Origin of the sequence: Buttiauxella izardii (assembly GCF_003601925.1) — a bacterium.
Classification (GTDB): Bacteria; Pseudomonadota; Gammaproteobacteria; order Enterobacterales; family Enterobacteriaceae; genus Buttiauxella; species Buttiauxella izardii.
On the sequence record NZ_QZWH01000003.1, the window covers coordinates 110,581 to 131,130 of the forward strand.

The following is a 20,550-nucleotide window of genomic DNA, read 5'->3' on the forward strand; positions in this document are numbered from 1 at the left end:
TTAACTGCCTCTGCGATGAACATCCACAAATTTGAGGCAAGTTATGAAAATCATTAAAATACCCCATCCGCACATTCTTTATAACCATCATAAAATAATATTCAAAACATCAGCCGGATTAATTGCCGGTGTTCTGAGCTTTGGCTGCCCTATGGTCAATGCAGAAACACTTGTCAATTCACCAGGTTCCATTGGTATCTACTTACGCGGCGAGTACTCAGATGAAACAATAAAAATGAGTGCCGCCAATACCTCGGGGGTAAAGATCGGGGATGCTGGAACCATTATCCTGAAACGCGGGGTGATAAAAAATAATGCAGTAGCCGCCGCTGGGGCTAAAGGCCAGACAGGGGTATTCGTTTTCGGCGATAGTAACGTCGAGCTTATTGATTCCATTATCACTCTCGAGCCACTGACGGCGGCGAGCGCTATTGTCACTGCCAGTGACATGACTGGCATGATTGTCGAGAGCGGAAAACTGAGTCTTGAAAATACCAGCGTCACGGTAGGCGGCGGGACGAAGGGAATCAACAACCGTGGGATTGTCGTTACAGGCGCAAACTCTCAGGCATCGCTTAATCACTCAAGCGTAAAAACGTCTTCGCCAGGAGTGGGTATCTTAGCCCTCCAGGGTGGCACGCTTGATTTAAAAGATTCATCAATTGAAACGTCCGGTGCCAGTGCTACTGCTGTCAGAGCTGAAAGTAGCGGCAAAATTTCTCTGGAAAATAGCCAGATAAAGAGTACTGGTGCAGCGACCGCCGCCACTGCAACCGCTGCCCTTCACGCCCTTTCGGGTGCTACCATTACGGGTTCTAACCTGGAGGTTAGCGTGACAGGTAACTACCAGGGTGGCGCTAGTGCTGAAGGTTCTACCAGCTCAATTGTAATTAATAACAGTAAGTTAACGGTTAGCGGCGGCGGAGGGGCGAATGCCTTATCGACGGTAGTCAGAGCGATTAACGGTGCTTCGATTTCTGTAAACCGTTCAGAAATGGCGGCCTCGGGAATGCAAAGCCATGGCGTATCAGCAGAAGGCGTTGGGTCGCGTATACAAGTCCTCGATTCCACCATTGAAACCAATGGCGCACGCAGTTCCGGGTTAAATATAAACGGTGGCGCTCGCGCTGAAATTAATAACACCGCCATCAAAACGACAGCGCCAGATAACGCCAGCGGCCCCTGGGGACATGGCATTTTGCTCCAGGGAACAGATTCTGCTTTAACCCTCACAGGCAGTCGCGTCACCACCACGCAAAAATCCAGTTTAGGTATCAGTGCATCAAGCGGCAGCGCTCTACAGATTGATAACTCTCAGATTACGACTTCCGGTAATTACGGTAGCGGGATTAGCGTCGCCAACAGCACAGCCACCATCACTAACAGCCATATCAATACTTCCGGCAACGATAATGCCATGGGAATTGTGGCGAATATTGGCGCGACGGTGACGGTAACGGGAGGCAGTGTCACCACAACAGGCAGCGGCTCGCCGGTGCAGTCAAGTCTCACCTTCCCTCATGCCCTGGCTTCACGCGGCGCGGACGCGTTGCTCACCGTTGATGGCACCACGCTTGTAACGAAAGGTTCTCAGGCATACGGTGCCACCGCCGATGATGGCGGCAGTATCGTCCTGAAGAATTTGTCGGTGAAAACGTTGGGGAAAGACTCCATCGGTTTGTACGCCGGAATTGGTGCGCTAAAACCCGGCAGCGTGGGGCTGACCGCGACGAACGTTTCTGTCGTGACGCAGGGTGATAATGCGACCGGGGCGTTTGTTGGCCGCAAATATAAAGCTGAAAACGCCGAGATGGTGCTGGATAACGTCGCACTGGCAACACTGGGCGATAACTCGCGCGGTATTTGGGCTGAAGCAGGCGCTACACTTACCGCTAAAAATGCGGTTATCACCACCGACGGCGAGCTGTCTCACGGCATTCTGGCGAGCAATGGCGGACGAGTTCAGGCGAGTAATGTGGTTGCCACAACACACGGAGAAAATGCGGTGGCGCTAGCTGTTCAGGGTTCTCAAGCCTGGACCGGGCAGGCAAATTTAACCAATGCAACGCTTGCCAGCGAGCACGGCCACGGCATTCAAACAACGGGCTATGCGGATATCAACATGCAAAACAGCCGCGTTACCGGGGAAAGCCAGTGGTTGCAGGCCAACAACGGCGCCGGGAATTTACCGGGCAATGCGCACATCAACCTGTCCGGGAGTATCGCAACCGGCGCGGCGTTAACAGAAGCCAATACGTATTCAGAAGTCGCGTTAAACAACACCAGTTTGTGGTTTTTAACCGGTAATTCTGTGCTCAGTCAGCTCAAAAATAACCAAAGCCTGATCAATTTCAGCACTCCGGAAAACCACCAGTACAAAACGCTAACGGTCGATAACTACCACGGCGACAACGGGACAATTGCGCTAAATACCCATCTGCACGATGACAATTCCCCTTCAGACCAGTTAGTCATTAACGGCGGGCATGCCGATGGCTCTACTAATCTCAAAATCACCAACACCGACGGCACTGGTGCGCTGACTCGCGGCAACGGCATTAAAGTGGTTGATGCGATTAGCGGGGCGACGACGGATACGCAAGCCTTCAGCCTGCTAAATAAAGTGAAAGCCGGGCCGTATGAATACTCGTTGTACCGTTCCAGCGTCGATAATAGTAACGAAGAAGCCTGGTATCTGCGCTCAAATAAAGAGCCGCAACGCGTCATAGAAGATCCCGCTCCGCCACCAATAATCGCAGATCCCGATCCAACACCAGAAAACCCCGATCCCGCTCCAGGCAAACCGCCCGTTGAACAGCCTCCGGCGGAAATCGTCCAGCCGACCACGCCTCCTGAGCTGCCAGCCGCTATACCGAATTACCGTGCGGAAACCTCGTTGTATCAGGACATTCCGCAACTCGCGCTGCTGTATGGCCGAATGCTGGTTGATAGTCTGCATGAACGCACCGGAGAACAGTTCGCCAGCCCGGAAAAAATCACTCAGGCGACAGAATCGTCGAATATGAGTTGGAGCCGTTTCATCTACAAACAGGGCAAGTCAGATTTCGACGGGCCGCAGTCACGCTTTTCGCTCAATGCCATACAGCTTGGTATTGATTTGTATCGCGAAAGCAAAGATGACGGCAGTTCAAATTTTGCCGGAGTGCTGGGGAATATCGGCAAAATCAACAGCAAAGTGACGCATACCGATAGCGAAAATGCCGGGCGCAATAACCTGAAATCATGGGGCGTTGGCGGCTACTGGACGCACTTTACGCCTGCGGGCAGTTATCTCGACGTGGTGGCGCAGTACAACCGCCTGTATGTGGAATCCAGCCCAACCGATCTCAGCCCGATGAAAACCAAAGGTTACGGGTTAAGCGCGTCCGCTGAGGCGGGTTATCCGTGGCAGCCAGACGCAGAAGTTCAGCGTTTTATCGAGCCGCAGGCGCAGTTGATTTACTCAACAGTGAAACTGGACAAAACCCACGATCAGGCATCTGAAGTGAAGTTCAATCGCGCTGATTCTCTGACCGGGCGTGTCAGCGTGCGGGTTCATCAAAGCTGGAATCACGAAGATTCGCAGAACAAGAAAGCGGAAAAAACCCGCACCACGGCCTGGGTTCGCCCCGGTATCGTGCATGAATTTAAAGGCAATTCTACAACCGAGTTTTCATCGCAAGAGGGTTTTATCCCTTTCACGACCCACAGCGCGGGAACCTGGGGCCAGTTGAATGCAGGTGTTGATCATCAGCTAAATCCGTCGGTTTCACTTACCGGATCGTTGAGCGTCGAGAAGTCGTTTGAAGGAAGCAGTGTGAATTATGGTGGGATTGTCGGGTTAAAGATTAAGTTCTGAGAAAACGGAAGGCTCTATTTTTATAGAGCCTTCAAAAGATTAAAGCAGGAAGTCAGCTTTACGGAAAGCCTGTAATGCGTCCTGTTTTTGCTGCTCGGTCATTGGGCGTAGCGGACGGCGCGGATCGCCCACATCAATACCATGAAGTTTCATCGCCACTTTACCGGCAGCCACGCCACCATACTGAACCAGCACACGAATGATGGCGATGACCTTGTCCATACACGCCGCCACGTCTTGTTGATCACCGCGATTAAAGCTATCAATCAGGCGATGATATAACGGGGCCGCGTAGTTGTAAGTGCTGCCAACCGCGCCCACGGCACCGCAAGCCAGACCTGCGGGTAAAAACTCATCGACACCAAACGGGATATCAAACTGACCGTTGTTCACACGCACGCAGCGCTGGTATTCGTACATATCGCTGGAGTTGAATTTCATTCCAGTGAGGTTCGGGATCTTATCTGCAGCAACTTGCAAGAACTGCTCCATATCGAGGTTCACGCCTGACATACCGGAGTGGTAATAGTAGAAACCTTTAGATGGCGCAGCGGCGGCGTTGATGCGGCAGTACTCCACCAGATCGTCAATGTTGCCCGGTTTGAAGAAGCACGGGCCAATCACCGAGGTGGCAAAGATATCCAGAGTTTCGGCATGGCGGCTCAGTTCGAGAGAATCTGCAATGCTCAGTGCGCCGGTATGCAGGGTGATACTCAGTTTTCCGCCGCTGGCACTTACCCAGCGTTCGGCAATTTTCTTACGTTCGTCTACCGAGCAATGAATGCCTTCGCCAGTCGTCCCGCAAACGTATGCCCCTTTCACACCTTGTTCAATCAGGTGTGTGGCAATCTGGTCAATAACCGGATAATTGACACTTCCATCAGCGGTAAATGGGGTATGTGGCGCGGCGATTAAGCCTGTTAACTTTTCCATGCAAGCCTCTCTGGAGTTTTACTTCTAATGAGTTTTAATAATGAAGTTTAACTCTATATTAAAGCGGCAAATGGAGTGATGCAACCATCGTGACGGGCGTAAAAGGCTCAAAACGTTGAACTGTGATCAATGCCGCGATTGCGGCATTACTTTGTAATATTCAGCGCGTCCATAGTACGTAGCTTACTTTCGCGAGCCTGCTCCGGCGCAGCCTGCACCAACAGGGTATACAGCAAATCCAACACAAAAAGCTGTGCCGTTTTGGTGCCAATCGAGTCACCTTGCAGCATGCCCTGACGGTTGCCGTTAATCAGGCTAAAGTCTGCTACGTCGAGTAAAGGAGATCCCAGATTGTGGGTCAGCGCGACGGTGGTGGCTCCTGCCTGTTTCGCGAGTTTGAGTGCGTGGACGGTTTCAGGGGAAGTCCCGGTATGACTAATCGCAATCGCGACATCACCGGCTTTTAATAACGTGGCCTGCATATACATGAAGTGATTATTGGTGACGGCATCAACCCGTAAACCAATACGCATCAGCTTGTGTTTCATGTCTTCTGCGGTAATCCCCGAAGAACCGACGCCAAAGATATACACCGAGTTGCTGGTGCGCAGCGCGCTCACAACCTGATTAACCTGGTTCATATCCAGCAGATTTAGGGTTTCAGATAACACGTTATTAATGGTGCTTTGTAGCTTTAAGCCGATCGTACGCGCATCGTCTGACTCACTGATTTCGCCGTCCAGCAACGGGCTGCTGTTATCAGGTTCCGTGGTAGCAAGCTCAATAGCCAGGTCCATTTTAAAGTCCTGGAAACCTTTGTAGCCCAAAGTGCGGCAAAAACGGATCACGGTCGCTTCGCCCGCCTGCGTTTCGCGCGACAGTTCCGCGATAGAAAGCTGGGTCACCTGTTGTGGGGAGGTCAAAATATACTGGGCGATACGCTGGGAAACGCGCGTCAGGCTATTTTGCATCGCGCCTAACGTGTCGAGGATTTTTCCGGGTTTGAGGCGTAGGGCTTGAGGCTCCATAAATTTCCTGCTCTGTAGGGCGAAAGGTGGCAAAAAGCCTGCAATATAGAATGGTTCAGAGCGTAGCAAGTCTGTCGCGGTAAAAAAAGCGCGATGTCAGCATAGGGGGTATGCGGGCATCGCGCCGTCAAAGAAAAACAGGTTTGTTAATTCATATTATGATGGCGTGAATCACTCACTCCTTAAACAGCGGTAGCTCACTTTGATCACCGCTTTATTGATGGTTTGTGCCGTTTCACTGATACAGCCAGGTTTGTGCGGCTCGCCTGGCAAGAATATGGCAAACATTCCCGGCTGCAAATGCAATGTCTGGCGCGGTGAAACCGTATCGCACAGCAGGTAATCATCGTCTTCATGGTAAGTATCGGGCGCTATTGCCGCCCCCAACGGACCAAAATCAATTCGTTCCTCGCCGCTGATTAACACCTGAATATCAAGATATTCACGATGCTGCTCGTACCGCTTACTCTCAGGCTCGGCTGTCTCAAATGTCATGACATTCATAAAGATATCGTCACCGTCTATCTCATGACGCCCGGCGCTGAGGGTTTCCGGACGCAGTGCCAGCGCCTGTTTGATGATGGCGAGCAGTTGAGGTGCAATACCGCTTTGCTCGTTGAGTTCTGTCACTTTCCCTAAAATCATGGTTTCACCTTTTACTCACGTGATTCATCAAGCGTCAGTGGCGGCGCTGAGGCAAATAATGGCGCGAAAATAACGCCGCTGATCACGACACTCAGCGAGCCAATCACACCGTAGAAGAAGAAGTTAAGGTCGGTTGCGTAGCGTGCGGCTAACACCGCCACAATACTCACAATGATACCCAGTACAGCACTACCGGCGTTGGCGCGTTTGCAGAAAATACCCAGCATAAATAAGCCCGTCATTGGGCCACCCATCAGGCCAATCAGGCTGTTAAATGCATCCCAGATTTCTGATTCATCCGCCATGACCAACCAGACGGTCGCGGCGCTGCTGAAGACTCCCGCAATCAGAATGATCAGTTTGGCCATTCGCATACTGTTTTCCGGCGTTCTCTTTTTGCTGCTCAGGCGCTGGTAAATATCGGAATTAAAGCAACTGGAGATACTGTTCAGGCTGCTCGAAATACTGGACTGTGCGGCAGCAAAAATTGCAGCGATAATCAATCCAGCAACACCCGGTGGCATTTCTGTCACCACGAATAGCGGTAAAATGCCGCCAATATTAAAGCCCTTAGGTAACAGATTTGGGTTTTGCTGGTAGTAAACAAACAGTGCCGAGCCAATCGCGAAGAAGAAGATGGGCACAATGGCGACCAGCTTGGCGTTGGTCAGCAGCGTCTTTTTAGTTTCTTCAATGGAGTCCGTCACGATATAGCGCTGAACCACATCCTGGCTGGCAGTAAATTGCTGAATGTTGGCAAACAAGAAACCAATCATCAGCACCGGCACGGTGCTTTCCGTCCAACTCCAGCGGAACTGCGAGGCCGGGAAGAATTTATCAGCGTGCTGAGTCACCGTGAAAATCTCACCAAAACCGCCCTGCACTTTGAAGCAAATCACCACGAAAATCAGTACGGCGCTGCCTGACAGCAACAACCCCTGAATCACATCGGTCCAGATTACCCCTTCGATACCGCCCATCCAGGTATAAATAATGCACATCACGCTGATCAGCAGCACCAAAACTACAGGGTCAATGCCGATAAACGGGCGCAGCGCCAACACGGTTAAGAAGGTAATAATGGCGATGCGACCAATGTGAAACATCATAAATGAGATGCTTGCAAACAATCGGCTGCGCACGTCAAAACGGGCTTCCAGATACTCATAAGCGGAGGTGACTTTTAGCTTACGGAAGAACGGAATATAGAAGTAAAAGACCAGGGGCAAAATCGCGATCGCCAGATATTGGCCGAGGATAAACGTCCAGTCCGAGGTAAAAGCTTTGGCTGGGATCGACATAAAGGTAATCGAGCTCAGTGTCGTAGCAAAGACGCTGACACCCGCAGCCCAGCCGGGGATTCGGCCACCGCCACGAAAATAGTCATCTGCCGTTTTCTGACGTTTTGAGAAATAAACACCGACTAGCATCATTGCCAGCAAATAGCCGAAAAGAACAACGTAGTTAAAGATGCCGAAAGAGTGAGTCATGATGGCACTTTCCTGCTTATGGTTATTGTAAGGATGAGGTTTCTATCTGAATTTTATGTTTTATAAATCTTCAGAGTGCGAGATGTTCTGACCAGAGAGCGGCCCCCATTAATCCCGCATCATGTTGAAAATGCGCCGAGTAAATGGGGACGTGGAATGGCTCAGGAAGTTGTGCGAGTTGGTGTTCGACCTGCTGGCGATAACCCGCCGCCAGCCCTACACTTCCGCCGAGCACGATACACTCGGTGTCGAGCAAAGCTTTGAGGTTGCCAATCAACTGGCAGATGGCCTGAGCAGAGCGCGCAACTAATTGTTGCGCCTGTAAATTACCGGATTGTGCCTGCGCAAAAATCTCGCGGGCACTTTTCCCTGCGAGTTCTTGTTTGGCCGATGCCGCGATGGCTCGCCCGGATGCAACGGCTTCAACGCAACCTACGCGCCCACATCCACAACGTGGGCCGTTAGGGTCTGCCTGAATGTGCCCAATATGACCAGCAAAGGCGTGTGGGCCTGTTAGCAACTCGCCATTAATGACGACGCCGCCACCGACGCCCGTAGAAACGGTGATAAACGTGACGTGTTTGAATTGTGCCGACAAATAGCAATATTCAGCCCACGCGGCAGCCTGCGCATCGTTCAGCACCACACACGGTAAACCGGTGTATTTTTCAACAACGGCCTGTAATGGAAAGTGATTAAGCCCACCCAGGTTATCGGGATTCAACGCGGTGAGAATGCCCTTATCAATGATACCGGTGGATGCCACCGCAACGCGCTGCGCTTTCCCTTGATAAGCCTCAACTAATTGCGCAAGCGCCTGCTCCAGCGCCTGGGGATTAGCATTTGCAGGCGTTGGAATCTCCATGCGCTGTGAGATTTCATTCTCTGCGCCTACCAGCGCCGCGGCCAGTTTGGTGCCGCCGATATCAATGGCAAGAGTGTTCATCGTTTTCTCCGGCTTAGCGCTTAACGGCATCACTGAACCAATGGCAAATATGTTCGATACGAGTGATGGCGGAACCAACGGTTACCGCCCATGCGCCGTGGTCAATGGCCAGGGCTGCCAGTTCAGGAGAGTTGTAGCGTCCTTCAGCAATCACGCGGCAACCCGCGTTGCTTAATTCAGACACCATTACTAAATCTGGCTGATCTGGGGTGACGTCCGTGGTGTATCCAGACATCGTTGTACCAATAAATTCAACGCCGAGCTGTTGGCAATTCAGCCCTTCTTCAACCGTTGAGCAGTCAGCCATCGCGAGTAACCCGTGGTGGCGAATGCGAGAAATGAGTTCTTCGATTGCCACCGGACGCGGGCGGAATGTAGCGTCGAAAGCGATAATATCCGCTCCCGCATTTGCGAGCGCATCGACATCGTGCAAGAAAGGCGTGATGCGCACCGCCGAGTCTTCCATGTCACGCTTGATAATGCCGATGATGGGAACAGAAATAAGCGGGCGAACCGCGTTCAGGTTTTCAATACCTTCAATACGAACGGCAACCGCTCCAGCATTAACTGCCGCTTGCGCCATTGCCGCCACAATTTCAGGACGATCCATCGGGCTGCCAGGAACTGGCTGGCAAGAAACAATAAGCCCACCACATTCACGCACGCTGCTCTCTAATTTTGCTAGTAGTGACATTCTGCTCCGCCTTTCACACCAAAATGAAGTTTAACTCCAAAAAAGAATAGCGGATGGAGTATTACTATTTCAAGCGACAATCAGGAAAAGTGTGAAGGGAGTCATAATGCGGGGGTGAGAACAGCAGGCAAAAAAAAGGATCAACGCTTTCCAGCCGTTGATCCTGTTTTCTAAAGGAGATGATTAAACGTCGATATCCGCCATATCGCCTTTATCTTGCAGCCAGTTGCGGCGATCTTCCGAACGCTTCTTCGCCAGCAACATATCCATGATGGCCATGGTTTTGTCGTTGTCTTCATCGTCAATGGTGAGCTGCACCAGACGGCGAGTGTTCGGATCGAGCGTGGTTTCGCGTAATTGTAATGGGTTCATTTCGCCCAGCCCTTTAAAGCGCTGCACGTTTGGCTTCCCTTTCTTACGCTTAAGCTGTTCGAGCACGCCCGCTTTTTCTTCTTCGTCCAGGGCGTAGTAAACCTCTTTGCCGAGATCGATACGGTACAACGGCGGCATCGCAACGTAGACGTGACCGTTACGCACTAGCGTGCGGAAGTGGCGCACGAACAGCGCACACAGCAGCGTAGCGATATGCAAACCATCGGAGTCCGCATCCGCAAGAATACAAACTTTGCCGTAACGTAATTGACTCAGATCTTCGCTGTCTGGATCGATACCGATCGCCACCGAAATATCGTGTACTTCTTGCGAAGCCAGAACTTCATCGGAAGAAACTTCCCAGGTGTTCAGGATCTTACCTTTGAGCGGCATGATCGCCTGATATTCGCGGTCACGGGCCTGTTTGGCAGAACCGCCTGCGGAGTCCCCTTCCACGAGGAAGAGTTCGGTACGACTTAAATCTTGCGCCGAGCAGTCAGCCAATTTGCCTGGCAGTGCCGGGCCGCTGGTCAGTTTTTTACGCACCACTTTTTTGGCGGCACGCATACGGCGCTGAGCGCTGGAAATCGCTAGTTCTGCGAGCTGTTCCGCAATCTGGATATTTTGGTTCAGCCACAGGCTGAATGCATCTTTCACGACACCGGAAACAAAAGCTGCGCACTGGCGCGATGACAGGCGTTCTTTGGTTTGCCCGGCAAATTGCGGATCCTGCATTTTAACCGAGAGCACGTAAGCACAGCGTTCCCAGATATCTTCCGCCGAGAGTTTTACGCCACGCGGCAAAATGTTGCGGTATTCGCAAAACTCGCGCATTGCATCAAGCAGACCCTGACGCAGACCGTTAACGTGCGTACCGCCTTGCATCGTTGGGATCAGGTTGACGTAGCTTTCCGTCAGCAGTTCGCCGCCTTCTGGCAGCCATAGCAGCGCCCAATCAACTTGTTCGACGTCACCGGCAAAATTACCGACAAACGGTTTTTCAGGCAGCGTCGACAGGCCGTTCACCGCTTCGCACAGGTAATCTTGCAGACCGTCCTGGTAACACCAGCGTTGCTCGGTGTTGTTCACTTTATCGGTGAAAGTGATTTCCACGCCTGGGCAAAGTACCGCTTTGGCTTTCAGCAAATGGCTTAAACGGGAAACCGAGAAACGTGGGCTATCGAAGAATGAAGCGTCTGGCCAGAAGTGAACGCTGGTGCCGGTGTTGCGTTTACCGCAAGTGCCGACAACCGCCAGTTCCTGGACTTTATCGCCGTTTTCAAATGCGATGCTGTAAACCTGCGCATCACGGCGCACGGTGACTTCAACACGTTTGGATAAGGCGTTGACGACGGAAATCCCCACGCCGTGTAAGCCGCCAGAAAACTGGTAGTTTTTGTTGGAGAATTTACCGCCTGCGTGCAGACGGCAAAGAATCAGCTCGACCGCCGGAACGCCCTCTTCCGGGTGAATATCAACTGGCATGCCGCGCCCGTCATCAATAACTTCTAACGACTGATCGGCATGGAGAATGACATCAACACGCTTCGCATGGCCTGCCAGCGCTTCATCCACGCTGTTATCAATGACTTCCTGGCCCAAATGGTTTGGACGGGTGGTGTCGGTGTACATCCCGGGGCGGCGGCGAACAGGCTCAAGCCCGGTGAGTACCTCAATGGCATCGGCGTTATAACTGGATTGCGTCATGGTTTATTCGTTCAGATTGCGAAACAGGGATTCGACATCAGGCTTCAATGTAAGCCAAGGAAGTCGACGATCTGTGTGAAATAATCTTCGAAGCCTACAAAGGCGTGATTGCCACCGGATTCTACCGTCTGGCGACAGGGGGTGTAGTATGCCACCGCCTGACGATAATCAAGCACTTCGTCACCCGTCTGTTGCAATAACCAGATGAGATCTGGCGCTTCTAACGGGTCAACTTGCATGACTTTAAGATCGTAAATATGGCGTGACTCTAGCACATATTGCTGCCCGGTGTAGGGGTTCTCGTTGGCGCCGAGATAATCGACCAGCAATTCAAAAGGCCGTACCGCCGGGTTGACCACAACCGCTGGCAGCATGAAACATTGCGACAGCCAGGTGGCGTAATAGCCGCCTAAAGACGAGCCAACCACGCCCAACGGTTCACCACCATGCTCCAGCACCAGTGACTCCAGCAACTCTGCCGCATCGGCAGGATACGGCGGGAGTTCCGGTACAATCATGTTGATGTGCGGGTGGTTCTGGGCGAGCCACGCCTTGAAGCTGGTGGCTTTGGCTGAACGCGGCGAACTGTTGAAGCCGTGTAGATAAAGTAGCGTAGACATCAATACCCTTCTGAAGCGGTATCTGGGTTAAATACCGCGCCTTTCAGGCGGCAAACTTCAGTCGTGACGTCACCGTTTGGATGAAGCTCCAGCCAGCGCCAGCCAGGCTCAATGGTGTCGAGGGTGAAGTTCGCGCAATGCGGTTTGAACTGGACGCAAGTCGATGGCGTTGCCAACATGCGGCGACCATTCCAGTCGAGATCTAACTCCTGGTGAATGTGACCACATACCAACGTTTTCACTTTCGGGAATTTTTGCAGCACGTTATCCAACTCTGCGGCGTTACGCAGGCTGTGTTGATCCAGCCAGCTACAGCCCGCAGGAACCGGATGGTGATGCAAAAGGAGAAGAGTATGGCGATCGGGCGCGTCGGCGAGCTTTCGCTCCAGCCAGTCGAGTTGATAGTCGCTCAATTCACCATGCGGAACGCCAAAGACCTGGCTGTCGAGCATCAGAATTTGCCAGTTATCGCCTAAGAAGACCTGTTTCGCCGGGGAAATTCCCGCTTCCAGCAACGAGCTAAACATCGCGGGCTGGAAATCATGATTGCCGGGCAACCAAACGCAAGGCGCAGGAATCTCCGCAATGCCCTCAACGAAATGTTGATAGGCTTCCGCGCTGTGATCCTGGGCTAAGTCCCCAGTGGCAACAATAAGATCATAGTGACGCTGCTCGGCGAGGATGGCGTCAATAACCGCCTGATAGCTCATCCAGGTATTGATGCCAAGCAGCGTTTCATCCTTTCCAGAGAACAGGTGGGTATCTGTAATTTGCAAGATCCTGATCTGGCCCCCACCGGCCACAGGAAGATTTAACAGGCTTTCCAAATGGTGTCCTTAGGTTTCACCCTCACTAACAAACCGGAACCGCCATCGCTCCATGCGCTAAACAATACCGCAGCCAATCGGCCAGAAACTGGTTAATTTGATGCTTTTCGTCGCGTTGATGCAACTTTTTATTAGGATAATCATAACGCGCTTTGAAGCGAAAGATCTGCTGACTTGAACACACTTCCGCGACCATGGCGTCATGATAGAGCCTGACAGACATTGAAGGCAGGCTCCAGTAGCTTATCGCCGGGACGGTTTGTTCAATTTGCACAAGCGTTGTGTAACGAGTCGACTCCAGAATCGTGAGTCGATACTGGGCGCTACTGACCTGATAAGTCACTTTTTCACCCACCTCGTCTTCCCGAGGGAGCAAGCGTCGAAGTTGTGCGAAATTGGTTTCGCACAGGCGCATCATTTCAGGGAAGTCAGGTGTGTAGCGCTTCATGTTTATTTCTTCCACTCTTCTCTTAATTTCTCATGATGCAATTGCAGCCAAAGCAGTGCGATGACTGAAGCTGCGTTGTCGATTTTCCCTTCTTCTACTAACTGATAAGCCTGTTCCCGGCTCACGACATGAACCCGAATATCTTCGTTTTCATCTGCCAGACCATGTATGCCCTTAGCGGTGGTCGCGTCGACTTCCCCAACAAGGATAGTCAGACGTTCGCTGGTGCCACCTGGGCTTGCGAGGTAATTAATAACCGGTTTTGTACGGCCAACAATCACTCCGGCTTCTTCAACAGCCTCGCGGCGAGCAACGTCTTCGACGCTTTCGCCTTCTTCAATCATGCCAGCCACCAGCTCCAGTAACCAAGGGCTTTCGCTGGTGTCGAACGCCGCAATCCGAATCTGTTCGATCAATACAACTTCGTCTCGCACAGGGTCATAGGGTAGCAGTACGGCGGCATGCCCGCGTTCTAAAATTTCACGTCGAACTTCACCACTCATTTCGCCATTAAACAAGCGATGGCGGAACCGATAAAGATCGAGTGAAAAAAAACCGCTATAAAGCTTTTCCCGTGCAATAATTTCAACATCGTTTTTACCTAATGTGACGAGTTGAGAGTTTTGCTTAGTCATCGTGATTTCCTGTTTTTTTATGGTTATGAAATACGTATTTTCAAGCCAGTTTGACTGCCGTTTCATTACCTATGTGATAGATTGATGAAAATTAAGGGTAGATGGCACATTACGCCAAGCTTCCCGGCTGGTAGATTCTGCTAGAATCGGCGATCATTTTCGGCTCTTGCCAGCGCTAACAAACTAATTCTGCTTCACAACAAGGAATGCAAATGAAGAAACTGCTCCCCATTCTTATCGGTCTGAGCCTAACGGGTTTCAGTGCCATGAGCCAGGCAGAAAACCTGATGCAGGTTTATCAGCAGGCGCGTACAAGCAACCCGGATTTGCGTAAATCCGCTGCTGACCGTGATGCCGCATTCGAAAAAATTAACGAAGCACGCAGCCCATTACTGCCACAGCTCGGCCTTGGTGCTGACTATGAATACACCAATGGTTTTAATGATGCGAATGGTGTCGACTCAAGACAAGCCAGTGGTTCTTTGCAATTGACGCAAACCATTTTTGATATGTCGAAATGGCGTGCGCTGACTCTGCAAGAAAAATCAGCCGGTATTCAAGATGTGACTTATCAGACTGACCAGCAAACGCTGATTCTGAATACCGCAACAGCCTATTTTAATGTGTTGAGCGCCATTGATGCACTCTCCTTCACCGAAGCACAGAAACAGGCTATTTATCGCCAGTTAGACCAAACCACCCAGCGCTTTAACGTGGGCCTGGTTGCGATTACCGACGTGCAAAACGCCCGTGCTCAATACGACAGCGTATTAGCGGACGAAGTGACCGCGCGTAACAATCTGGATAACTCAGTCGAAACGCTGCGCCAGGTCACCGGTAACTACTATCCATCTCTGGCTTCGCTCAACGTTGACGGTTTCAAAACCAACAAGCCTGATGCGGTTAATAACCTGCTGAAAGAAGCCGAAAAACGTAACCTGGCCTTGCTGCAAGCGCGTCTGTCTCAGGACTTAGCTCGCGAGCAAATCCGTTACGCTGAAACCGGCCACATGCCGACTGTCGGTTTAACCGCTTCAACCGGTGTTTCCAATACCACCTACAGCGGTTCTAAAACCAACAGCCAACAGTATGATGACAACGATGCGGGCCAGAACAAAATCGGCCTGAACTTCTCGTTGCCACTGTACAGCGGCGGTTCCGTGACTTCCCAGGTGAAACAAGCGCAGTACAACTTTGTTGGCGCAAGTGAGCAACTGGAAAGCGCGCACCGTAGCGTGGTGCAAACGGTTCGTTCTTCGTTTAACAACGTGAATGCGTCGATCAGTACCATTAACGCTTACAAACAAGCGGTTGTTTCTGCGCAAAGTTCTTTAGATGCATCGGAAGCCGGTTATTCCGTGGGCACTCGTACCATCGTTGATGTATTGGATGCGACCACTACGCTGTATAACGCGAAACAACAGCTTTCCAGCGCTCGTTATAACTACTTGATCAACCAGCTGAACATTAAAGCTGCGTTGGGTACGCTTAACGAACAGGATTTGGTTGCGTTAAACAGCGCTCTGGGTAAACCAGTGCCGACAACCGCAGAAAGTGTTGCGCCTGAAACGCCAGACCAGAATGCTCGTGCAGATGGTTATACCGCTGATACCGCCGCAACCACTGAGACGGCAACGCCAGCGAAAGCGACTCCAGCTTCAGCAACAAGCAGCAAATCAGCTAACCCATTCGGTAACTGATCCCTTGGGTTACTGATAATAGTATTCGGGGGCGTGACAACATGCCCCCGTCACAACTTACGCACGCGAACGTAAGGCAAAGTAAAGATCTCCCTCCAAACCGCCGTCATCGCTTTAATTTCAACCATTCATCCCCTATCCTAAGCACAATATTAGCTTCATTCCTTTGGGCTCAGGACAGAACAATGAAACGGACAAAAATCATAAATCACGCATCGTTCCGCAAAAGCTGGAACGCCCGCCATTTAACGCCGGTCGCACTGGCCGTTACCGCGGTGTTTATGCTTGCCGGTTGCGAACAAAATGACGAAACCGTCTCCATGTATCAAAACGCGGATGACTGCTCACAGGCAAACCCAGGCAAAAGTGCCGAATGTACGACGGCCTTTAATAACGCGGTGAAAGAAGCAGAACGCACTGCTCCTAAATATGCCTCGCGCGAAGAGTGTATTGCTGAGTTCGGCGAAGGCCAATGTCAGCAGGCTCCAGCTCAAGCCAGCATGGCGGGTGAGCAAGCTCAGGCACAACCGCAGCAAAGCGGCAGTTTCTGGATGCCGTTGATGGCAGGTTACATGATGGGTCGCCTGATGGGCGGCGGTGCAGGCTTTGCGCAGCAGCCGCTGTTCACCTCCAAAAACCCAGCCAGCCCGGCATATGGCAAATACGCCGATGCCAGCGGTAAGAGCTATGGCGCAGCAACACCAGGCCGTACCGCAACCGTCCCGAAAACCGCGATGGCGCCAAAACCTGCGACCACCAGCACGGTGACTCGCGGTGGTTTCGGTGACTCCGTCGCTAAGCAATCGACAATGCAGCGTAGCAACAGCGCAACAGGTTCTTCTCGCTCCATGGGTGGCTAAGAAATTATGGAAAGAATTGCGATTACAGAGCGCCCGGACTGGCGCGAGAAAGCCACAGAATACGGTTTCAACTTTCACACCATGTATGGCGAGCCGTACTGGTGTGAAGACGCTTATTACCAGCTGACGCTTCCCCAGGTTGAACGCCTGGAAGAAGTGACGGCTGAACTGCACCAGATGTGCCTGAAGGTGGTGGAAAAAGTGGTGAGCAGCGATGAGCTGCTGGCTAAATTCCGCATCCCGAAACACACCTGGGAATTTGTGCGCCAGTCATGGCGTTCACAGCAGCCGTCGCTCTATTCCCGCCTGGACATCGCGTGGGATGGTGTGGGTGAACCTAAGCTTCTGGAAAATAACGCCGATACGCCAACCTCGTTATATGAAGCGGCATTCTTCCAGTGGATCTGGCTTGAAGATCAAGTTCAGGCCGGGAATTTGCCTGCCGGAAGCGATCAATTCAACAGCCTGCAAGAAAAGCTCATCGAGCGTTTTGCCGAATTGAAACAGCAGCACGGTTTCAATCTGGTGCATTTCGCTTGCTGCCAGGACACCGTAGAAGATCGCGGCACGGTTCAGTATCTGCAAGATTGTGCAGCCGAAGCCGAAGTGGCGAGCGAGTTTGTCTACATGGAAGATATCGGTCTTGGCGAAAGAGGCCAGTTCACCGATTTACAGGATCAGGTGATCAGCAACCTGTTCAAGCTCTATCCGTGGGAATTCATGCTGCGTGAAATGTTCTCTACCAAGCTTGAAGATGCTGGCGTGCGCTGGCTGGAACCCGCCTGGAAGAGCATTATCTCCAACAAAGCGTTGCTGCCGATGCTGTGGGAAATGTTCCCAAATCATCCAAACTTGCTGCCTGCTTATTTCGCCGAAGATGATTTCCCGGAAATGGAAAAGTATGTGGTGAAGCCAATCTTCTCTCGCGAAGGTGCGAACGTGAAGATAATCGAAAACGGCGAAGAGATTGCTCGTGTCGATGGCCCGTACGGCGAAGAAGGGATGATCGTCCAGCAGTTCTATCAGTTACCTAAATTTGGCGACAGCTACGTGCTGATCGGAAGCTGGCTGATCAACGATCAACCAGCGGGGATCGGCATTCGTGAAGATCGCGATTTAATCACGCAGGATCTGTCACGCTTCTATCCGCATGTGTTTGTAGAGTAATTGCTTTCCCTTCTCCTGGGGGAGAAGGTTGGGATGAGGGCGTGTCTAAAACAACCCTCACCCTGACCTCTCCCTGAGAGAGAGGAGAAATATAAACTAACCTATCTGCACCGAAAGCATACTCAGCGATCCCATTTCTATCCCGTCCGTTGGTAGAGTTATCGGTTCTTTACCATCCCACGCGCCCAAAACATAGAGCAAAGGCAGGTAGTGATCCGCCGTTGGGTTGGATAACGATCCACCTTCGTGTTCGAGATAATTCACCAGCGGGTGCTCAGCGGTTGGCCCCTGCCAGGTAAGATGATCTTTTACATACTGGTTAAATGATTCTGCCCACGGATATGGCGTGTTTTCTCCGTGCCAGCGCGCCGTTCGCAGGTTGTGAACCACGTTGCCACTGGCAATCAGCATGATGCCCTGGTCGCGCAACGTCGCCAGTTTGCGACCTATCTCGAAATGCCACGCTGCCGGTTTGGTACTATCAATACTGAGTTGCACCATTGGAATATCGGCATTCGGATACATCTTTATCAGAACGCCCCAGGAGCCGTGGTCAAAACCCCAGGCTTCTTTGTCTTGCATCACCGGAACCGGTGCCAGCAAATCAACTAACTGTTGCGCAAGTTCAGGGGAACCCGGCGCGGGATAATGCGTATCGTAAAGGGCCTGTGGGAAACCACCGAAGTCATGGATGGTTTTTGGTGTTTCCATTGCCGTGACGCCAGTGCCTTTAGTGAACCAGTGCGCAGATACCACCACAATGGCTTTCGGACGCGGTAACGTCTCTCCCAAATGGCGCCAGGCTTGGGTATATTGATTATCTTCCAGCACGTTCATTGGGCTACCGTGTCCGAGGAACAGCGCAGGCATTCGTTGGGTTGTCATGGTGGTGTCCTTTATCTGGTCATTCAATTTATGAACACCACAGTACGCGCTTTTACGTTATGAAGAACTCAGATAAGCATGATGAAGATCTTCAGGAAATTTGAATGTAAGCGATGTGTAAAGCCTCTCACCTGGCTATCGATTTTTATCCCATCGCCCATTAATATAAATGAGAATCATTATCAAAAGGAGCAATGAATGTCAGTACCCTTGATTCTGACCCTGTTAGCAGGGGGAGCCACTTTTATTGGTGCCTTGCTTGGCGTACTCGGCCAGAAGCCATCTAACCGTGTGCTGGCATTTTCCCTCGGTTTTGCAGCGGGCATTATGCTGCTTATCTCGCTGATGGAGATGCTGCCTGCGGCACTTCATACCGAAGGAATGTCGCCAGTATTGGGCTACGGAATGTTTATGGTCGGCTTGTTGGGCTATTTCGCACTCGACCGCGCCCTGCCCCATGCACATCCGCAAGATTTAATGGACAGCAAACCGCAGCCACGCAACCTGCGACGCACCGCGTTGCTACTAACGCTCGGCATTAGTTTGCACAACTTCCCGGAAGGTGTGGCGACCTACGTGACAGCCAGTAGCAATCTGGAATTGGGAATGGGTATCGCACTTGCCGTCGCGTTGCACAACATTCCAGAAGGCCTGGCCGTTGCAGGCCCGGTCTACGCAGCGACGGGTTCGAAACGCAAAGCGATTTTCTGGGCCGGCATTTCTGGACTTGCCGAAATTCTGGGTGGCGTGCTGGCGTGGCTGATTCTCGGCACGATGGTTTCGCCAGTGGTTATGGCTGCGATTATGGCCGCGGTGGCAGGAATTATGGTAGCGCTGTCGGTGGATGAGCTGATGCCGCTAGCTAAAGAAATCGACCCGCATAATAACCCGAGTTACGGTGTGCTTTGCGGTATGGCGGTGATGGGATTTAGTCTGACGTTACTGCAAACCAACGGAATTGGATAAAAGAAAGCCCGGTGTAAAAACCGGGCTTTTTATCTCTTAGCTGGCTTTGCGTTCGTGAACCTGACGGTATTCCACCAGGTCTTCAATCGTAACGACTGCCATATTGTGCTCGCGGGCAAAGGTAATACACTCTGGCGCACGAGCCATGGTGCCGTCATCGTTGGTCAGTTCGCACAACACACCAGCGGGTTTGAAACCAGCAAGCGTAACCAAATCGATAGTCGCTTCAGTGTGGCCACCGCGAGTTAACACACCACCTGGCTGAGCACGCAGCGGGAACACATGCCCCGGACGGTTCAGGTCGCTTGGTTTTGCGCCATCAGCAATCGCGGCACGCACGGTAGTAATGCGGTCTGCGGCAGAAACACCGGTCGTTACACCGCTTGCAGCTTCGATAGTGACAGTAAACCCGGTGCCATAGGCGCTGGTGTTGTTCTCAACCATCATTGGCAATTCGAGTTGTTTACGGCGTTCTTCAGTCAGGCACAGGCAAACAATACCGCTACCGTGGCGAATGGTCAGAGCCATTTGCTCAACGGTCATGGTTTCCGCAGGGAAAATCATGTCGCCTTCGTTCTCGCGATCTTCATCGTCAAGAACCATAACCCCACGACCTTCACGTAGTGCTTCAAGAGCATGTTCTACGCGCTGTGCAGGAGTGCCAAATGCAGAAAGGAGCGTCTGATTCATGGTAAAAAAACCTCATTAAAATTATGGTTACCAGAATCAGGGCAGTCTTAGGAGCTAAAAAAATAACGTGAGCAGGCT

The 20,550-nt window shown here is 51.7% G+C and carries 18 protein-coding genes; 5 read left to right on the top strand and 13 right to left on the bottom strand.

Going from position 1 to position 20,550, the window contains the following annotated elements:
- Positions 1–301: 301 nt before the first annotated feature.
- Positions 302–3,859 carry an autotransporter outer membrane beta-barrel domain-containing protein gene (locus D6029_RS01640; protein ID WP_167455955.1) on the top strand — a complete coding sequence of 1,186 codons (3,558 nt, stop codon included), beginning with the start codon at positions 302–304 and terminating at the stop codon, positions 3,857–3,859.
- A gap of 39 nt (positions 3,860–3,898) precedes the next feature.
- Here D6029_RS01640 and D6029_RS01645 read toward each other — a convergent pair whose 3' ends face one another.
- From D6029_RS01645 to nudF, 11 genes are all read right to left on the bottom strand, one after another.
- Complete coding sequence (locus D6029_RS01645; RefSeq protein ID WP_120063089.1) at positions 3,899–4,792, bottom strand: dihydrodipicolinate synthase family protein; 894 nt, start codon at positions 4,790–4,792, stop codon at positions 3,899–3,901.
- Between the two features lie 146 nt (positions 4,793–4,938).
- Positions 4,939–5,820 carry a MurR/RpiR family transcriptional regulator gene (locus D6029_RS01650; protein ID WP_120063090.1) on the bottom strand — a complete coding sequence of 294 codons (882 nt, stop codon included), beginning with the start codon at positions 5,818–5,820 and terminating at the stop codon, positions 4,939–4,941.
- Positions 5,821–5,991: 171 nt separating this feature from the next.
- Positions 5,992–6,465, bottom strand: coding sequence for an N-acetylneuraminate anomerase (nanQ, locus tag D6029_RS01655; protein ID WP_120063091.1), 474 nt, complete (start codon positions 6,463–6,465; stop codon positions 5,992–5,994).
- 11 nt (positions 6,466–6,476) lie between these two features.
- Complete coding sequence (locus D6029_RS01660; protein ID WP_120063092.1) at positions 6,477–7,958, bottom strand: sodium:solute symporter family protein; 1,482 nt, start codon at positions 7,956–7,958, stop codon at positions 6,477–6,479.
- Positions 7,959–8,025: 67 nt separating this feature from the next.
- Positions 8,026–8,901, bottom strand: coding sequence for an N-acetylmannosamine kinase (gene nanK / locus D6029_RS01665; protein ID WP_120063093.1), 876 nt, complete (start codon positions 8,899–8,901; stop codon positions 8,026–8,028).
- 13 nt (positions 8,902–8,914) lie between these two features.
- Positions 8,915–9,595, bottom strand: a complete 681-nt coding sequence (locus D6029_RS01670) for an N-acetylmannosamine-6-phosphate 2-epimerase (protein ID WP_120063094.1) — start codon at positions 9,593–9,595, stop codon at positions 8,915–8,917.
- Between the two features lie 183 nt (positions 9,596–9,778).
- Positions 9,779–11,674: a DNA topoisomerase IV subunit B gene (parE, locus tag D6029_RS01675; protein ID WP_120063095.1), complete on the bottom strand. Its 1,896-nt coding sequence runs from the start codon at positions 11,672–11,674 to the stop codon at positions 9,779–9,781.
- Between the two features lie 44 nt (positions 11,675–11,718).
- Positions 11,719–12,294, bottom strand: coding sequence for an esterase YqiA (yqiA, locus tag D6029_RS01680; protein WP_120063096.1), 576 nt, complete (start codon positions 12,292–12,294; stop codon positions 11,719–11,721).
- Complete coding sequence (gene cpdA / locus D6029_RS01685) at positions 12,294–13,121, bottom strand: 3',5'-cyclic-AMP phosphodiesterase (RefSeq protein WP_120063097.1); 828 nt, start codon at positions 13,119–13,121, stop codon at positions 12,294–12,296. Before cpdA ends, yqiA begins: the two co-directional genes overlap by 1 nt.
- Positions 13,122–13,146: 25 nt before the next feature.
- A complete protein-coding gene (locus D6029_RS01690; protein ID WP_120063098.1) occupies positions 13,147–13,569 on the bottom strand; it encodes a DUF1249 family protein in 423 nt (140 codons plus the stop codon).
- A 2-nt stretch (positions 13,570–13,571) separates the two neighbouring features.
- Positions 13,572–14,204, bottom strand: coding sequence for an ADP-ribose diphosphatase (gene nudF / locus D6029_RS01695; protein ID WP_120063099.1), 633 nt, complete (start codon positions 14,202–14,204; stop codon positions 13,572–13,574).
- A gap of 212 nt (positions 14,205–14,416) precedes the next feature.
- Here nudF and tolC point away from each other — a divergent pair, with 212 nt between their 5' ends.
- The 3 genes from tolC (at position 14,417) to D6029_RS01710 (ending at position 17,931) form a co-directional block, all read left to right on the top strand.
- Positions 14,417–15,904, top strand: coding sequence for an outer membrane channel protein TolC (gene tolC / locus D6029_RS01700; protein WP_120063100.1), 1,488 nt, complete (start codon positions 14,417–14,419; stop codon positions 15,902–15,904).
- Positions 15,905–16,089: 185 nt separating this feature from the next.
- Positions 16,090–16,764, top strand: coding sequence for a DUF1190 family protein (locus D6029_RS01705; protein WP_120063101.1), 675 nt, complete (start codon positions 16,090–16,092; stop codon positions 16,762–16,764).
- 6 nt (positions 16,765–16,770) lie between these two features.
- Positions 16,771–17,931 (top strand): glutathionylspermidine synthase family protein, encoded by a 1,161-nt coding sequence (locus D6029_RS01710; protein WP_120063102.1) that lies wholly within the window; start codon positions 16,771–16,773, stop codon positions 17,929–17,931.
- A gap of 96 nt (positions 17,932–18,027) precedes the next feature.
- Here the strand turns inward: D6029_RS01710 and ygiD are convergent, their stop codons facing one another.
- Positions 18,028–18,816, bottom strand: a complete 789-nt coding sequence (gene ygiD / locus D6029_RS01715) for a 4,5-DOPA-extradiol-dioxygenase (RefSeq protein ID WP_120063103.1) — start codon at positions 18,814–18,816, stop codon at positions 18,028–18,030.
- Positions 18,817–19,014: 198 nt separating this feature from the next.
- On the opposite strand from ygiD, the gene zupT reads away from it, so the two are divergent.
- Complete coding sequence (zupT, locus tag D6029_RS01720; RefSeq protein ID WP_120063104.1) at positions 19,015–19,782, top strand: zinc transporter ZupT; 768 nt, start codon at positions 19,015–19,017, stop codon at positions 19,780–19,782.
- 36 nt (positions 19,783–19,818) lie between these two features.
- On the opposite strand, the gene ribB is transcribed toward zupT, so the two are convergent.
- The gene (gene ribB, locus D6029_RS01725; protein ID WP_120063105.1) at positions 19,819–20,472 is read right to left on the bottom strand and encodes a 3,4-dihydroxy-2-butanone-4-phosphate synthase; all 654 of its coding nucleotides are present in this window, start codon (positions 20,470–20,472) and stop codon (positions 19,819–19,821) included.
- Positions 20,473–20,550: the final 78 nt, after the last annotated feature.